The following is a 15945-nucleotide window of genomic DNA, read 5'->3' as shown; positions in this document are numbered from 1 at the left end:
GCAGGCCGCGCGGAGTGGCCGATCTGCGCCCCTGGCCCGGAAGGCCGCGGGGCCGGCCGACGGCGGGCGGGCGACAGCGGGCCCGCACCCGGACGTGATGCGGCTCACACACGACGGCCGATGAGTTTCCGGCCCGCCGCCGGTCCTATGAGCATGACGAACACGCCGACCCCCGCCGTCAAGGGCCCCGCCAGCTACTTCCCGTCCATCGAGAAGAAGTACGGGCAGCCGATCTCCCACTGGAAGGAGCTGATCCGCTCCTCGCCGCTGACCAGGCACACGGAGCTGGTCACCTGGCTGAAGGAGGAGCACGGACTCGGCCACGGGCACGCGAACGCCCTCGTCAAGCACACGCTCGACGAGGACGCGGAGTAGTACGGCAGCGGTGCCCACCATGACGAGGCTTCGGCTCCTGGGCTGTGGCCTCGTCGCTTGTCGTGGCTGGTCCGGCCGGAATCCTTGCCTGCGGTATCAATCGCGATATTTGCGTACATGCGAAGAGCACAAGCATGGCGCGACGACGTGGGCGCAGGTACAGACGACGTCGGCGTCGATCATGAACCCGGCGCCCACCACCTCGCCGGACCGGGAGCGGATGCGGACCAGGCCCTCGGTCAGGGCCTCGTCCCCGGAAGGTGGTGTCACCGCCAGGCTCAAGCCCGGTCCCCGCTGCGGGGCCGCCACTCCACGCTGACGGTGAAGTTGGCCTCCGAGGCGAACCCCGAGTCGTCCCCGTCCGAGACCTCCACCCAGATCCCGCTGCCGTCCGCGAGCCGGAGCTCACCCGCATGGGTCATCGCGACCTCCCCTCCCTGGCCGAACCACTGATGGTAGTCGAACTCCGCTGCGCCGCAGGCGACTTGTTCGACTTTCCAGCGCGCGACCCGGTCGGGTGGGGCGGAACGCCCCTCCGCTCGCCCGGACCGGCGGTCGCCACCGGCGCCGGAGCGGTAGGGGCCGGCGATGAGGATGAGCATGGGCCTGTCGGTCATGTCCGGCGCCTTGCAGTTGCGTGGGGCCCTTGGCGATGGTGCTACTCAGGAGGGGTCGCTCCCCCTGGGGCCCGAGGGTCAGTCCCTGGCCCCTCCCCTCAGGCCGTCCAGCACCATGTCCGTCAACCGCTCCGGCAGGTCCGGCTCGATCGGGCGGTGGCCGAGCAGGGAGCGGGTCTGGAGCGGGGAGCAGAGCAGCTCCAGCGCCAGGGCCGTGTCGGTGTCCGTCGGGAGTTCCCCCCGTTCGACGGCCCGGCTGACGATGGCGCCGGCCTGGTCGAGGCGGGACTGCCAGAAGGTCTGCCAGGCCTCGGCGAGGTCGGGGTCGTCGGAGCTGAGCGAGGCCGCCCGGGCGACGGCACGGCCGGCGGGGGTGGCGAGGTATCCGGCCAGCGCGCGGGCGAAGGCCGCCAGGTCGGTGCGGACGGCTCCGGTGTCGGGGACGGGGATCCCCTCGTCGCTTCCGGCGAGCATGGCGTCCAGCACGAGCTTCTCCCGGCTGCCCCAACGCCGGTACACCGTGGTCTCGTTGACTCCCGCACGGGCCGCGACCCCGGCGATGCTGAGCCGGGCGATGCCCTCCTCGGCCAGCACCTCCATGGCGGCCGCCAGAACGGCCTGGCGGACGCGCGTGGCGCGGCCGCCAGGGCGGCGGCGGATCGGCTTCGGTTCTTCCTCGGTCATGTGTCGATCACCTCGACCCTTACTTTAACGCAGGTGTTCTTGCGTTAAGCCCCGCACGGGCGCATAGTCACTAATGCAAGAGTTCCGGCTTTAAGCACAGCAGGAGGTACCACCATGTCCTTCACCTGGCCCCTGGACCCGCGGGACCTGTTCGTCGAGCGCTACCCGCAGATGACCCTCGGCCTCCCCGCCGACGAGGTGGACGCGGTCCGCGCCGCCGTCACCGAGATGTGGCCCGACCGGCCCGGCAGCTGGGTGTACGAGTGGTCCGCCCTCGCCGCCCGGCACGCCGAGGCCGGGCGCCACCTTCTGGCCGCGCAGGCGTACGGCTGGGCCAAGTTCCCCTCGCTTGCCGACGACCCGAAGCGAACCGCGCTCGCCCGCCAGGTCGAGCAGTACGTCCTCGCCGCCCCCGGCTTCCCGGTGGAGTTCGAGCGCCGCACGCTCACCGTCCCGTACCGCGGCGGCGACGCCACCCTCCCGATCCACCTCATCGCCGCCCCGGGCCTGTCCGCCGACGCGCCGATCGTGCTGGCCAGCGGCGGCGTGGACTCCTGGAAGACCGACCTGCACGGCATGTGGGAGCAGCTCGCGTTCGCCCTGCCGGCACGACTCCTGCTGTTCGACCTCCCCGGCACCGGCGAGACCGCCCACCTGCCGATGACCCCGGACGGCGGGGCCGAGGTGATCGCCGGACTGGTCTCCTTCGCCCGCGCGGCCGGCAACGGGAGGGTCGGCCACTTCGGCATCTCGATGGGCGGCTACTACTCCGCCCGCAACGGACTGACCGGCGCGGTGGACGCCTCCGTGGTGCTCGGCGGCCCGGTGGAGCGCTCCTTCGCCCCGGGCCGCGGCTTCGCCTTCGGCATGGACGGCATCGTCGGCAACGCCCTGGGCTTCGACGCCATGCCGAGCACGGCCGAGCGCGAGGAAGCCTTCGCGGCCTTCGACCTGCGCCCGCTGCTGGACCGGGACGCCAACGGGCCGATGCTGGTGGTCAACGGCACTGAGGACGTCCACATCCCCATGGACGACACCCTGGTGTTCGAGGGCCGCCGGGACACCCGGGTCGAACTGATCCCGGACACCGGCCACTGCGCCATCTCGCGCTTCGGCGAGGCGATGGCCGTGATCACCCCATGGCTGAAGGACACCCTGATCGGCTGATCCGGCACTCCTGCCACGGACAGCTCACCGTGGCAGGCGGTTCAGGACGGCGATGGGCTTCGTCTGCCCGGCTGCTTCGGCCGAGCAGCCGGGCACGGGTGAGCGTCCCTGCCGACGCTCGATCGGCGATGACACCCTGTGGGGCGTCAACCGGCGCCGCAAGGGCTCGGTGAACATCCTCGCCGCGCTCAAGCCGATCCGGGCCGCTCGCCCGGACGGCCCCGGTCAGAATGAACGCCGTGTCGGTGCTCACCGCACCGTGACGACGGCCCTCGGGTCCCGGCGCCGGGCTGCCCCCGGCCGTCGTCATGCCGCCGTCGAACCTCTGCCCTCGATCCGACCGGTCCGGTTCGTCCCACCGCCACCCGGCGGGCGCAGCAGCAGAAGTCACACACCGACTGACGACGAACCACCGGCGCAGGACACTAACAGGCCCCGGGGTTCAGCCAGCGGCGGAGGGCCAGGCGGAGGCGGCCCGTGGTCGGGCGGCCGGCGAGGACGGCTTCGAAGCGGCGGTGGTCGCGGGCTGCCCGCAGCACCGCGACGTCGTGGGTACCGGGGGCGGGCGGGGCCGGTTCGCCGTGCTGGGCGGCCCGGTGACTGTCGAGGAGGTGCTGGTGCAGGGCGTTCATGCGCCCACCATGTACCCCGGCCGCCCCGTGCGTCCCGCCGATTGACGACCCCCGTCAAATGACACGGCGGTGCCCCCCGCCCGGCCGGGCGCAAGAGGGGCCCGGCACCATGGATGGGGTGAGCGTGACCATCGACATCACCGGACTGCCGCACGAGCGGATCACCTTCTGCCCCTCGCCGCTGGCCGAGCTCGGCAACGCGCTGCACGCGCTGGCCGAGCCCGCTCACCACGCCCGGCTGCACGCGTGGACGACGACGACCTCCGCCGCGCTCGGGCCGGAGCTGGCCGAACGGCTGCTGGAGGCCGACTTCATGTGGCGGTCGACGCGCTCCGACTTCCTGATGCCGGCCCGGCCGCGGGAGACCCTCGCCGAGGAGTTGGACGACCTCGACCGCATGGACGACGAGAAGTTCGTCGGCACGGCCCTGGAGATCTCCTGCAGCACCAATTACTACCCCAAGGGCCTGCCGTCGCCGCTGGTCGACGACTGGTCGCGACGCCGCGCACTCGACCTGGCGGCGGCCCGCGGCCCACGCCAGGCGGCGTTCGTCGAGCGGATGCTCGCCGATCCCACCGCCACGCGCGCATGGATACGACGGCTTCTGGAGGACTGCGACCAGGCGTTCTTCGCCGACACCTGGCGCCGCGTCCGTGTCCAGCTCACCGCCGACGCCCAGCACAAGACCGAGCTCCTGCGCCGCAAGGGCCTGGCGGAAGCACTCACGGCAGCGTCACCGGCACTGAGCCTGGAGGAGGACGAACACGGCAGGCGCATCGTCGTCGACAAACTGCTCCACGGCCGCACCGACGCCCGCGGCACCGCCGTCACGCTCCTGCCGAGCATCTTCGGCTGGCCACACCTCTTCACCCTGTACGGACCGGGCTGGCAGCCCGTGATCCAGTACCCGGTCTCCACCCACGAGGTCGGCGGCACCGAGCCCGTGGAGACGGTCAAGCTGCGCCTGGACGCGCTGACCCATCCCATGCGGATGAACCTGTGCCGCAACCTCGCGCGCGGCGCGTACACGACGAACGAACTGGCCGACGCGTACGGCATCACCGCCCCCGAAGTCTCCCGCCACCTCGCCGTCCTGAAGAAGGCCGGGCTGCTCATCACCCGGCGCCGGGGCCGCTACGTCCTCAACCAGCTCGACCTCTCGGTCGTGACCCGGCTCGGCAGCGACTTCCTGGAGTCCGTGCTGCGGTAAGGACGGCCGGTCGAGGCAGATCAGTCGAACAGGCCGAACCCGGCGATGCCCAGGTCTGGCGAACCAGCCTGCTGGAACCGGATCGGCGGAGTGGACCGCAATCTCATCGGCTTCGCCGTCGTCGGCCTGTTCTTCGCCACCTCGATCACCGTCCTCGCGGTCCGGAAGGTCGGCCGGATCGAGGAGAGGTGCTCCGCCGGCCTGCGCTCCGCCGAGGACGCCTCCAGCCGAGCGATGCCATGCCTGCGGAACTGGAGCTCAGGCTCCAGGAGCGTGACGGTGACATCTCCGCGGCCCGCCCGACCGGCGGGCCGGTCTGCACCTGGAAGTCGATCACCGGTCGGGCTCCCCGTGGTCTTGGACCGGCCGGGTCCGTTGGGCCGGGAGGCCGGTGCGCTCGTTCTGCAGGTCCCACAGTTCCCTGAAGCGGCCTGCCTCGTCGGCGACCAGCTCGGCGAACGTGCCCTCCTGGAGGACCTTTCCGTCTTCGAGGACCACGATCCGGTCGGCAACGGCCACGTTGGTGAGTCGGTGGGTGACCAGGACGACCGCCCGTTCCTGCGCGACCGCCCGCAGGTTCTGGAAGATCCTGTGCTCGGCGCGCGGGTCGAGGGCGGCCGTCGGCTCGTCCAGGACGAGCAGTCCGGCCTCACGGTGGAACGCCCGGGCGATGGCCAGGCGCTGCCACTGGCCGCCGGACAGTTCCTCGCCGCCCATCCACTCCACCGCCAGCAGGGTGGACAGGCCCCGGCGGAGCCTGGCGACGACATCGGCCGCCCCGGAGACGTCGGCGGCGCGAAGCACCGCCGCGTCGCCCTCGGCGGTGGGCTGACCCAGCGTGATGTTCTCGCGGCAGGTCAGCGGCCAGCGCGCGTAGTCCTGCGGGACCACGGCGACCTGGCGCCACAGGGCGTGCGGGTCGAGGTCACGGGTGTCGCGCCCGTCCCACCGCACTGATCCGGCATCGGGCAGGTACAGCCCTGCCAGAAGCTTGGAGAGGGTGGTCTTGCCGGATCCGTTCTCCCCCACCAGGGCCAGGATCTCGCCCCGTTCGACGTGCAGGTTCACCCCGTCCAGCGCCTTGCGCTCGGAGGCGGGGTAGGCGTATCCGAGGTTCTCCACCGCGATTCGCCGCGGTGCCTCGGGAGCTTCGGTGCCGCGCTCGGGCCGGTGGCCGCCGGCGGTGTCGAGGAAGCTCGACCAGTCGTCCAGGTACATGCCGGTGCGGAAGAGGTCCGCGCCGTAGCCGACGATGCCGCGCAGGCTGGTGCCGACCGCGGTCAGGGCGAACACGGCCGCGCCGCCGCGCGGCAGGCTCATCCGGCCGGTGCTGACCAGCCACAGCATCGCCGCCCACACCACCGCGCTGCCGAGGCCGGACGCGGCGGCCCCGATCACCGAGACCCGGGCGCTCTTCATCGCCGCCCGCCGGGAGCTGGCGTCCAGCCGCCGACCGACCTGGTCGTACTTGGTGAGCAGGAACTCGCCCATGGTGTCGGAGCGGACCTGGTCCGCGTTGCGCTTGAGGTGGATGTACCAGCGCAGGTTCGCCATGATCCGGCGGTCGCCGGCCGCGGCCCGGTTCGCCAGGAACTGCACCCGGGCGGCGTGCACCGAAGCGATTCCCTGGGGCAGCGCCGCGAGCACCAGCAGCGGCAGGAGGGCGGGGTGGAGCACGGTCAGCACGCCGGCCGCGGCAAGGAGCGAGGCGAGGGAGGCGAGCAGGTTCTGCGCCTCCCCGACGATGTCCACACAGACCTCGGCGCCACGGTCGGCGGCTTCCAGCTCGTCGTTGTAGCCGGCGTGGTCGTAGGCGGTCAGTTCGGCCGCCACGGTGGCGCGCAGCACCGCGGCTTCCGCCTCGCGGGAGATGCGCGGCGACAGGTGGATGGTGATGGTCCGGATCGTGATGCCCAGCAGGGAGCGGGCGCCGGCCGCCGCCGCGATCACGAGGATCGACGGCGCCGCGTGGGCGAGCTTGTCGCCGGTCTGGCCCGGGCCGAACAGCGCCGAGATCGTGCCGGTGGTCGCGAACAGGCCGGCCGCACCTAGCATCGCGGACACGGCCTGGCAGGTCAGGAGCAGCGCGACGGAGGTACGGTCGATGCGCCAGCCGAGGCGGAACGCGCGGACGACGAGCGCGGGCAGGCGGCGGGCCATCGCGCTGACGCTGATCGCTTCGATCGCCTCGATGCGGCGACCGTCGGCGAGCCACTGCAGTTCCTCGTCGACGGCCTCGGCTGATGGGGTCGTGGCACTCATGCGTTCACCTCCTTGTACGGGTCGCCGACCATCACGACGGGGGTGTTCACCACAGCTCCTCCAGACACGGACAGTGCGCGGGCATGTGAAGCCGCCGCATCGGCAGGATGGGGAGGCCCAAGTGGGCATCAGCAAGGCCGAGTTGGGGCTTCTTCACAGGCGGTGAGCGTCTGATGATGAGGTTGTTCGAGTGTGCTGTTCAAGCGGATTACCACTGGGCGAGCCCGGGTCGAACTGGGGGTTTTCGAGCACCCTTGAGGCGCTGCCCACAGCTGCCTCCGGGTGCTCGCGGAGGGGGCGGGCCGGGTGCCGGAGCCCAGTGTGCAGGCGGCGAGAGCGCGTTCGAGTGCGGCTGTCCGGTCGAGCCCGAGGCGGTCACGGGTGCTCAGGTGGGCGAGGAGGCCGCGCAGTGCGTAGCCGTCGCTGGATTCACCCGTTCGGCTGGTCAGGCGCAGCGCGAGGTTTCGGGCGGCAGGCGTGTCCGGGGTGGAGGCATCGAGGGCGGGCCGTGGTGGCGGAGTGCGGGGATGCGTCTCCACTGACACCACCCCACCACCACCGACACCGGGGCGTCGAGGGCTCCACAGTCCGGGAAGGCCGCGCCTGTCACGTTTCCGGAACTCCGTCGACCCGGAGGGTTGTCAAAAACCCCTCAAGGTCAGACGGGCGGCATCAGATCGCTCTCGCTGATGGTGTACGTCAGCAGGGGATAGACGAAGTCCGTTTCACTGTTCTCACGGCGCCGCAGTCGGTAAAACTCGTGCCTCTGCTCGTCGTCGGCCGACATGAGGCGGGCACCCTGCGGGAGGTATGCATGTCCGTCGCGAAACCGGACGAAGGTCTTCGACACCCGAAAGGTTACGCCCAACCATTGGTTGTCCGCCGCCTGGACGGGCTTGTCCAATACGATTTTGTGCCTGAGCCGCCGATTCGAGTCGACAGAAAACGCGACGATACTGTTGTGGGCGAGGGGGATCTCGAACCTCTCGCCACCGGACCCCTTCGACTCGAAGATCAGCTTCCTCGGCGGGCCCGCCTCGGGATGTTGGTAGCAGGAGAAGACGGCGATAAACGACTCGTCAGCCAGATCGAGGGCCTGGTCGGAATGGCTGCCCATGGTCGTGTAGGCGTTCGTGTAGGTCTCGATGAGAGCGTTGTTGAAGCCGACCGAAAGCGCCGCACGTTCTTGAATCTGTTGCGCCAGCCGTTCGTGAACCGCCCGGAAGCGCTGCGTCGGGCTGCTGTACCGAGTGGTAGTACGCACGAGAGGCACACCACCCGCCTCGTCGACCCTGGTAAGCGTGGCGCCTCGCCGGCCTTTTCCTACGTCTTCCAAACGAGCCGACGCGGACAGCTCCGCGAAGAGATTCTCCTCGGCCGGCAGAGCGCACGAGAGGATCTCGTCCGAGATCCTAGATTCGGGGGGCAAGGTAGTCTCCCGTGTTCATACTGAAGAGAAATTTTTCGCCGTAATCAACGAAGGACGAGGTCCTGTTCTCCTCGGCGTACAGCCTGCGCAGCTCGTCCATGCCGGCCGGTGTGGGTGGCCCCAGCTTCACCACGTCTCCGGCCACCTTGAGGAACGTGTGGCCGTTCTTGTGAACGGCTTCGGCGCTCGAACAGCGCACCACGTATCCCAGGCGGGTCGGGAGAAACTCGGCGTCCAATGACGGGGGCCGGATTTCATGCGTATACAGGCGGTTGGTGGACAGCGGCATGAAGAACACGGAGCCGGGGTAGAGCGTCAGGGTGAACTGCGCGGGGAGCGCGACCCCGTCGCGTCCTTCGGTCGGCTCCTTGAGGCGAAAGTGGAGTTTGGTCAGCCCGCTGGCACCCTTCACGCCATGGTCGAAGGCGTCTTCGGCCAGGGGCTGCAGCTTGTCGAGCCGGTCATAGAAGGTGCAGAAGGCCATGATGCCATTGGCGGGCATGTCCTTGGTCTTGTCGGCATGGGCCGAGATCTTGGCCTTGGACTGCTTGCGCTCGGCCGTGGCAAGGGTGTTGTGGTAGATCTGGGCGAGGACGTGATTCAGCGGTGCCTGGTTCCGGAAGACGGCAGCGGCCTCGCGGTTCAGAGCCTCGACGATGCGTGTGTCGGTCGGGCGAAAACTCTCGGTCGGCCCCGAGAGATTCGTGGAGCACCGGAGCAGGCGGAAATGCAGTTCGTTACCGTTTCGCGTGACGGGCGTCAGATAGATTCCGCTGCGATGGGCCGTTCCAGGTTTGGTGGACTCCGTCAGGGACTGGAACGCGTGCTCCGCACGGATCCGTCCGAAGTGATCGGCGCCGAGTCCGAAAAAGCGGCGGTAGTACACGCCGACGCCGTGTACGCGGATGGGAACTCGGCCGAGGTCGACGAGGGTCCAAGGCTTGTCGACGTCCTCGTGGTAACCGTGCGACAGCTCCCGGACAACGAATACCCGGGCAGCCGCACGCAGCTGGCGGCCACTGATCCCGGATATATCGCCACACAGGTAGACGGTCTTCTGCGCGAGGTCGGGCGAATCAGAAGCAAGGTCCTCCGGCGTGATTGTGGACCCGAAGAAGTCCCTGATCAAGCCATGATCCTGCAGCATCGAAGGCGCAACCAAGATGTTGCCCGCATCCTCGATGCAGGCTTCTGTCAGCTCTGTCGCCCACATCAAACGGTACCTGCCATTCGCAGACCTTGGTGAATTGCTCAAAACAGTTGACATGGCAACGGTCCGCACTTTTTCATTCACGTCGCGAAGCGTGAACGAAAGAAGACGGACCGTTGAACCTTGATGCTCTCACGGGGGCTCGACAGCGGGCAACGGGTTCTGCTGTACGGGCGGTGCGCGGAACTGCTCGGCGAGGTCGTGAGGCCGGACGGGCGGCCCGCGGCGATCGGGCCGACCAGCCAGTGATGCCGGTGGTCCGCCTGATGCACAAGAACCTCACGCAGGCTCGCGGGTGCGGTCTTCGGTGTCAGCCCGACCGCGGATTCCCCACGGTGGCCGACCTCGGCTACGTCGGATTCGACGGCATCGAACTCGTCCCGATCGAACGCCCGCCCAAGACCGAACTACCCGCCGTCGACACGGCTTTCAACACCCAGCTTCCCAAGCTTGGAGCGCGAGTTCGATTCTCGTCGCCCGCTCCAGCAGTAAAGCCCCAGGCCAGCGGCCTGAGGCTTTCGTGTTGTCCGGACCAATTCAGGCCTGTCGTGCCAGATCCGTGCTCTGCCGAGGGAGGGGAAGAGTTCAGAGGACGCCGACGGTCTCCCAGTCCTTGTTGACGGCGTCCAGTTCCGTCCCCGCTACGTCGACGGCGACGAGGTCGACGTCCACTGCGTCCCGCCGAAGCTCGTCGCCCACACCAACTTCCCCGCCCCCCTCTACGACCGCGTCGGCGGCAGCGGCGCCCTCGTCCGCACGCCGTACCGGATGTCCAACGGGCACGGCTTCCACAACCAGCCCGAACGCCGCGAGGGCCTCTACTTCCCCACGCGTGACGGCGCCGGCACCGTCGTGCAGTGGAACAAGACCTGGATGAGCGACAACGACACCACGTCCAAGGTCTTCCTCTGCTTCGACGGCCGCTACTTCATCGACCAGGAATACATCACCTGGGCCGACGGCGAGAGGAGCTGACCCCGGACCCGGCGATCCGACTCGGCAGTCCGGGGAGGCCCGGGCGAATGGCGGGATCGCCGATGTCCCCTGGCGCGAAAGTGTCTTGATCGGCGGTCACAACCAGTGAAACCGTGGGCACGTTCTGTGTTGATCGTGTGGCCGTCGGTAGCTCCGCGGACACCGGGTGTGAGGTGACAGCTTGACGGAGACGCAGCACCTGGCGAAGGTCTACAGCGACCGCGCCTACGTGCACACCACGACCGTGCGGCACCAGGGAAGTACGGTCGCGTTCGCGATGGACGACCAGCGGCGGATCGTCTACAGCGTGCTGGACCTGTCGCAGCACGACGAGGCGAAGGGCGAGGCCGACACGGCGTACTGGTCGGAGGACCCGTTGCCGCTGCGCTTCCCGGCGGAGGTGGCGCGGGTCGGCTACGCGGTGGCGGGCACGGTGCGGATGCCCGTCGTCAAGCGCGGCGGCCGGGTCGAGGCGGACGCGGCGGAGCGGCTGGACGAGCAGGAACTGGACCGTTTCCTGTCGAGCACGGCCAGGCTCGGCGCCGCCGCCCCCTTCCACGTCCTGTCCGACGGCACCCACCTGTACGTGCTGCGCCAGTCGGTGCGCGCCGACCACCCGGACGCGGTGTTCCGGCTCGCCGACGGCACCGGTTCCTCGGGCGACCCGGCCCGCACCGACTACCTGGCCAAGGACGGCGAGGCCAAGCTCGCGGTGGTCGACGCCACCCTGCTGCGCGACCGGTTCGTGCTGGCCGGCGGCGAGTTGAAGCCGGTGCTGGAGGTCCGCTACCGGCGCAGCCGGCACAAGGGCCGCCCGGACTCCGCCAAGGACAGCCTCGGCACCCAGGACATGGAGGGACGGCCGTTCGTCGAGCCGACCCAGGAGCTGTCCTTCGTCCGCAACCTCTCCGGCGGCCGCTTCACCGCCCTGCTGGTGCCCACCGCGGTCCACGGGCGGGAGCGCTGGCAGATCTTCGCGCACAACGACGCCACCGGCCGGATCGACGGCTTCAGCGTCGAGCGCGGCCGGGACGGCCTGTTCAACACCCAGGGCACCCAGGCCTGGACCAGCCCCGACCCGCGCTACCGGGACGCCGTCTACGAGAGCGCGCCCGGCACCTGCCCGTTCACGGGCCGTCCGCTGGTGCCGGCGGCGGGCGAGGGCGGGCGGGCCGGGACGGCACTGCGCTTCGACGGCGTGGACGACGTGGCCGAGCTGCCGAGCAGCGCCCTCGACCTGGCCGACCGCGATTTCACGGTCGAGTTCTGGGCCCGGCGCACGGCCACCGGCGGCCGCGAGGACTTCCTGATCGGCCACGGCGCCTCCAAGGGGGTCCGGCTGCGCACCCTGCACATCGGCTTCCGCCCGGACGACACCTTCACCTTCGCCTTCTTCCACGACGACCTGGACATCCCGCAGCCCATCACGGACACCGACTGGCACCACTGGGCCTGCGTCTTCGTCCGGGACACCCGCGAGCAGATCGTCTACCGCGACGGCGTCGAACTCGGCCGCCGCACCACGGACATGGCCTACGCCGGCCTCGGCGGGCTCACCCTGGGACACGGTGCCCGTTCGTACGGGCGCGGCGAGCTGGACGAGGTCCGGATCTGGCACCGCCCGCGCAGCGGCAGCGAGATCGCCGCCGACCGGGGCCGCCGCCTGATCGGCAACGAGCCGGGCCTGGCCGCCTACTACCGCTTCGACGAGGGCTCCGGCACCACGCTGCACGACCAGACCGAGCACGCCCGGCACGCCACGCTGAGCGGTGGTCCCGCCTGGGTCACCTCCGAGGCCCCGGTCGGCGAGGACTCCGCGGTGAGCCGGAGCAGTTTCGCCTTCACCGGGCGCCGGGTGGTCTCCGGCCTGTCCACGCTGCTGCACCACCAGCAGGAGGCCACGCCCGCCGGCTACGACCAGTCGGCCAAGCCGGTCAAGCGCCAGGCCAGGGTGCTGCTGGCCTGCACCACCGGCGGGCCCGACCCGGTGACCGGCGCGGCCACCGAGGAGGCCTACGTCGCCACCCTGGACCTGGGGGTGGGCCGGGACGGCCGGCTGGCGCAGGTCCCGGAGGAGCTGGCTCTGCCGGTGCTGGCCGCTCCGGAGTCCAGCGGGAACGTGGACGCGGCCGGGGAGGTGGACGCCCAGGTGGCCAGGCTGGGACGGGACATCGCGGCCACCGAGGCCGAGATCACCCGCCTGCAGCTGGAGACCGCCGAGACCCCGGATGTCCAGCGTCAACTCGCGGAAGCGCGGACCGCGTTGGAGAACGACGTCACCTACTGGCGGTACCGGCTGCGGTTCAAGCTGCAGAAGGACGGCAAGGTCCAGTACCTCGCCGTGGACGGCGACCGCAAGGACGGCGCCGCCCCGCTGGTGCGCACCGCAAACAAGCAGGCCGCGTCGACGATCTGGACCTTCGAGCCCACCGGCACCACGCTCAACGGCGTCACCTGCTACTTCGTCCGGAACGCCAACTCCGGACTCGACATGAACGTCGCGGGCCGTGAGACCGGCAACGACGTCCGAATCATCCAGTATGACCGGGAGGCCGACAACGACTCCACCCACTTGGCGCTCGACACCTGGAACGGCAACGGCCTGGTGGTGCGCCGTAGCGGCAGGCTGGTCGCCGCCCGGGACAGTCAGGGCGACCGCATCGTCCAGTACGACTACTCGGCGGCGAACGCCTCCGGCGAGGGCGTCCTGATCCTGGAACGGATCGACAACTCGCTGAAGTCCAACTCCACCACCGACCGGCTGAACCGGCAGATCGCCGAACTCACCGATCGCCTCGAACTCCTCGCCATCAAGCAGGACCGGCTCGGCCAGCTGCGCCGCGACCTTGCCGCCCAGCAGGCCGGCCTCGCCGCCAAGCAGGACGAACTGGGCCGGCTCACCGGCGGCGTGCGCGGCTCCGACGACATCGCCCTGCCGGTGCCGCAGCTCACCGTCGACCGCACCGGGCTGAGCGGTTCCGGCGCGCTGCTGGGCTTCGCCCGCGCCGCCGACCGCCCCTTCCTGCTGGACAGCGCCACCGGCAACGTGGTGCTCTACTTCCGGGGCGGCAACGGCCAGTTCTTCGCCGCCTACTACGACACCCAGGTGCTGCGCTCCTCCCGGCAGCTGCCCTCCGGCGGACGGACGGTCTCCTTCACGGCCCGGGACGCGGCCACCGACCTCGGCCCGACCGAGATCACCGTCGAGGCAGGGGACGGGCCGGCACAGGTCACCCTGACGATCCGGCACGACGGGCAGAGCGAGAAGTGGTCCCACCTACCGCGCCGGGCCGAGGACTTCGCCGCCGTGGTGAACGGCGCGGCCGAGCAGCCCGTGACGATCGGCACGGTGCTGCGGATCGACGGCGACGTGGTGCAGTTCACCGAGGGCACCCTCGCCCCGCTGGCCGGCCCCGGCTTCGTGACCGTCGGCGGCCACGGCTTCCGCTTCGAGGGCAGCCACCCCGCCGGATCGAAGTCGCTGCGCCTGGGCAACGGCGCGGAGTTGACCCTGCTGAAGCCCGGGATGAGCGTGCAGCGGGTGCGCTACGACCACCGCTGGTCCGAGGCCTCGCAGCCCGGCAGTACGCTCGCCGAGGGCTCCCGGCTGATCACCGTCGACCCGGGCGGCCTGGCGGAGCTGCCCCTCGGCCGTGCCGACGGCCTGGTCCGCGGCCACGGCGGGCGCTGGCGCGCCGACATGCCGGGCCGCGCCTACGCCTTCGACGGCAGGGGCCGCTTCCTCGCCCTGCCCGCCGGTCAGCTGCCCCGGGCCGTGACTCCGGGCGACCTCACCCTGGAGACCTGGATCAACCCGGAGCGGGCCGAGGGTCCGGTGCGGCTGCTGCACGCCAACCCCGGGGACACCCCGTACGGCCTCGGCCTGCTCGGTACCCAGGCGGCCTCCGGGCTGGTCTTCGACGGCGTGGACGACGCCGCCGTGGTGCCCGGCGCCTTCGGCTTCGGGGACGGCGACTTCACGGTGGAGTTCTGGGCCCAGCGCACCACGATCGACAGCCGGTCGCACTACGTGCTCGGCCACAGCGGCGACCAGGGGCGGGCCGGCGAGAGCCTGCACATCGGCTTCCGCTCGAACGGCCGCTTCACCTTCGCCTTCTACGGCGACGACCTGGACACCACCCAGTTGTTCGGTGACACCAAGTGGCACCACTGGGCCTGCGTCTTCCAGCGCGAGACCCGCCAGCAGGTGATCTACCTGGACGGCCAGGAGATCGCCCGGCGCACCGCCAACGCGCCGTACCGCGGGCAGGGCCGGTTCTCGCTGGGCTCGGTGGTCTGCTGGCCCCGCGAGTTCGCCTCCGTCCGGCTGGACGAGGTCCGGCTCTGGTCCAAGGCACGCGGGGGCGACGAACTGCGGGCCGACCAGGGGCGACGGCTGAACGGCACCGAGCCCGGGCTGCTCGGCTACTGGACGTACTCGGCGCCGGCGCCCGGTGCGCAGGCCGCTCTGGCCGACCGCTCCGGCAACGGCCGGCACGCCGAACTGCGCGGCATGCCCACCCCCGTCCCGGCGCGCTCGCCGGTCGCGGACGGCGGCTACCGGGTCGTCGCGGCCGTCGGCGACCGGCGGGTGGTCAGCCGGGAGACGTTCCCGCTGCGCGAGTGGAGCCACCTCGCGCTGGCCTACCAGCAGTCCTGGGCCGTCGAGTTGACCGGCGACGCCTACCTCGAAGTCCCGGACGACGACGCGCTGGACATCGCCGACGACCTGACCCTGGAGGTGTTCGCCCGCGTCGACCGCCTCGGCGAGACCCAGGGCCTGCTCTCCAAGGGCCGCACCGCCGACGGCGTCGGCGGCAGCGTGCCGTACCGGCTGGCCGTCCTGCCGGACGGGCGGCTGGAGTTCGCCTTCGAGGAGCCCGACGGCCGGGCCGTGCGCTTCACCTCCACCGAGGGCGTGAAGGCCGGGCAGTTCCACCGCCTCGCCGTGGTCCGCAAGGGCGGCCGCTCGATGCAGGAGCAGAAGGGCACCAAGCAGATCACCGTAGCCGGGGCCGACGGCAAGCCGACCACCCAGAGCGTGGAGCTGGTCGAGTCGCTCGCCGTGCGGGAGTGGCAGGACATCCGCTTCCACCTGGACGGCCGGGAGATCGGCGCCGCCCGCTACGAGGGCCCCGGGCCGCGTGGCAACGACGCGCCGCTGGAGCTCGGCCGTGCCCGCGAGGGCGCCATCGTCCAGCAGCTGACCGGGGTGCTCTCCGAGGTCCGGATCTGGGGCGCCGCCCGGGACGTCGCCAGGCTCGGCACCGCCGTCACCGCCCGCGACCGCGGCCTGGTCGCCCACTGGTGCTTCGAGGAGAACGCGGGCAGCACCGCGGCCGACGCCACCGGCTCGCACCCGGCCCGGCTGCGCGGCGCCCGCT

The 15945-nt window shown here is 70.8% G+C and carries 11 protein-coding genes; 5 read left to right on the top strand and 6 right to left on the bottom strand.

Annotated features, from left to right (window positions below; all coding sequences use genetic code 11):
* Nucleotides 1-153: 153 nt before the first annotated feature.
* Nucleotides 154-375: a DUF4287 domain-containing protein gene (locus KS423_RS18630; RefSeq protein ID WP_224280682.1), complete on the top strand. Its 222-nt coding sequence runs from the start codon at nt 154-156 to the stop codon at nt 373-375.
* A gap of 278 nt (nt 376-653) precedes the next feature.
* Here KS423_RS18630 and KS423_RS18625 read toward each other — a convergent pair whose 3' ends face one another.
* Nucleotides 654-992: a hypothetical protein gene (locus KS423_RS18625; protein WP_224280681.1), complete on the bottom strand. Its 339-nt coding sequence runs from the start codon at nt 990-992 to the stop codon at nt 654-656.
* 78 nt (nt 993-1070) lie between these two features.
* On the bottom strand, nt 1071-1676 hold the full coding sequence (locus KS423_RS18620) for a TetR/AcrR family transcriptional regulator (RefSeq protein ID WP_224280680.1): 606 nt from the start codon (nt 1674-1676) through the stop codon (nt 1071-1073).
* A gap of 114 nt (nt 1677-1790) precedes the next feature.
* Here KS423_RS18620 and KS423_RS18615 point away from each other — a divergent pair, with 114 nt between their 5' ends.
* Nucleotides 1791-2843: an alpha/beta hydrolase gene (locus KS423_RS18615; RefSeq protein WP_224280679.1), complete on the top strand. Its 1053-nt coding sequence runs from the start codon at nt 1791-1793 to the stop codon at nt 2841-2843.
* Between the two features lie 425 nt (nt 2844-3268).
* Here the strand turns inward: KS423_RS18615 and KS423_RS18610 are convergent, their stop codons facing one another.
* On the bottom strand, nt 3269-3475 hold the full coding sequence (locus KS423_RS18610) for a hypothetical protein (RefSeq protein WP_224280678.1): 207 nt from the start codon (nt 3473-3475) through the stop codon (nt 3269-3271).
* A 118-nt stretch (nt 3476-3593) separates the two neighbouring features.
* Here KS423_RS18610 and KS423_RS18605 point away from each other — a divergent pair, with 118 nt between their 5' ends.
* Nucleotides 3594-4685, top strand: coding sequence for a DUF5937 family protein (locus KS423_RS18605; protein WP_224280677.1), 1092 nt, complete (start codon nt 3594-3596; stop codon nt 4683-4685).
* 333 nt (nt 4686-5018) lie between these two features.
* Here the strand turns inward: KS423_RS18605 and KS423_RS18600 are convergent, their stop codons facing one another.
* The 3 genes from KS423_RS18600 to KS423_RS18590 form a co-directional block, all read right to left on the bottom strand.
* On the bottom strand, nt 5019-6947 hold the full coding sequence (locus tag KS423_RS18600; RefSeq protein ID WP_224280676.1) for an ABC transporter ATP-binding protein: 1929 nt from the start codon (nt 6945-6947) through the stop codon (nt 5019-5021).
* Between the two features lie 658 nt (nt 6948-7605).
* A complete protein-coding gene (locus KS423_RS18595) occupies nt 7606-8376 on the bottom strand; it encodes an alpha-ketoglutarate-dependent dioxygenase AlkB (RefSeq protein WP_224280675.1) in 771 nt (256 codons plus the stop codon).
* A complete protein-coding gene (locus KS423_RS18590) occupies nt 8360-9589 on the bottom strand; it encodes a hypothetical protein (RefSeq protein ID WP_224280674.1) in 1230 nt (409 codons plus the stop codon). The genes KS423_RS18595 and KS423_RS18590 overlap by 17 nt, the downstream gene beginning before the upstream one ends.
* Before the next feature lie 765 nt (nt 9590-10354).
* On the opposite strand from KS423_RS18590, the gene KS423_RS18585 reads away from it, so the two are divergent.
* Complete coding sequence (locus KS423_RS18585) at nt 10355-10561, top strand: hypothetical protein (protein WP_224280673.1); 207 nt, start codon at nt 10355-10357, stop codon at nt 10559-10561.
* Nucleotides 10562-10742: 181 nt separating this feature from the next.
* Nucleotides 10743-15945, top strand: a 5203-nt coding sequence (locus tag KS423_RS18580) for a LamG-like jellyroll fold domain-containing protein (RefSeq protein WP_224280672.1), incomplete at its 3' end; no start/stop codon positions are given.

Origin of the sequence: Streptomyces sp. LS1784 (genome assembly GCF_020103755.1) — a bacterium.
Lineage (GTDB): Bacteria > Actinomycetota > Actinomycetes > Streptomycetales > Streptomycetaceae > Kitasatospora.
The sequence above is the reverse complement of the archived record's forward strand: the minus strand, read 5'-3'. Positions and strand labels throughout refer to the sequence as shown.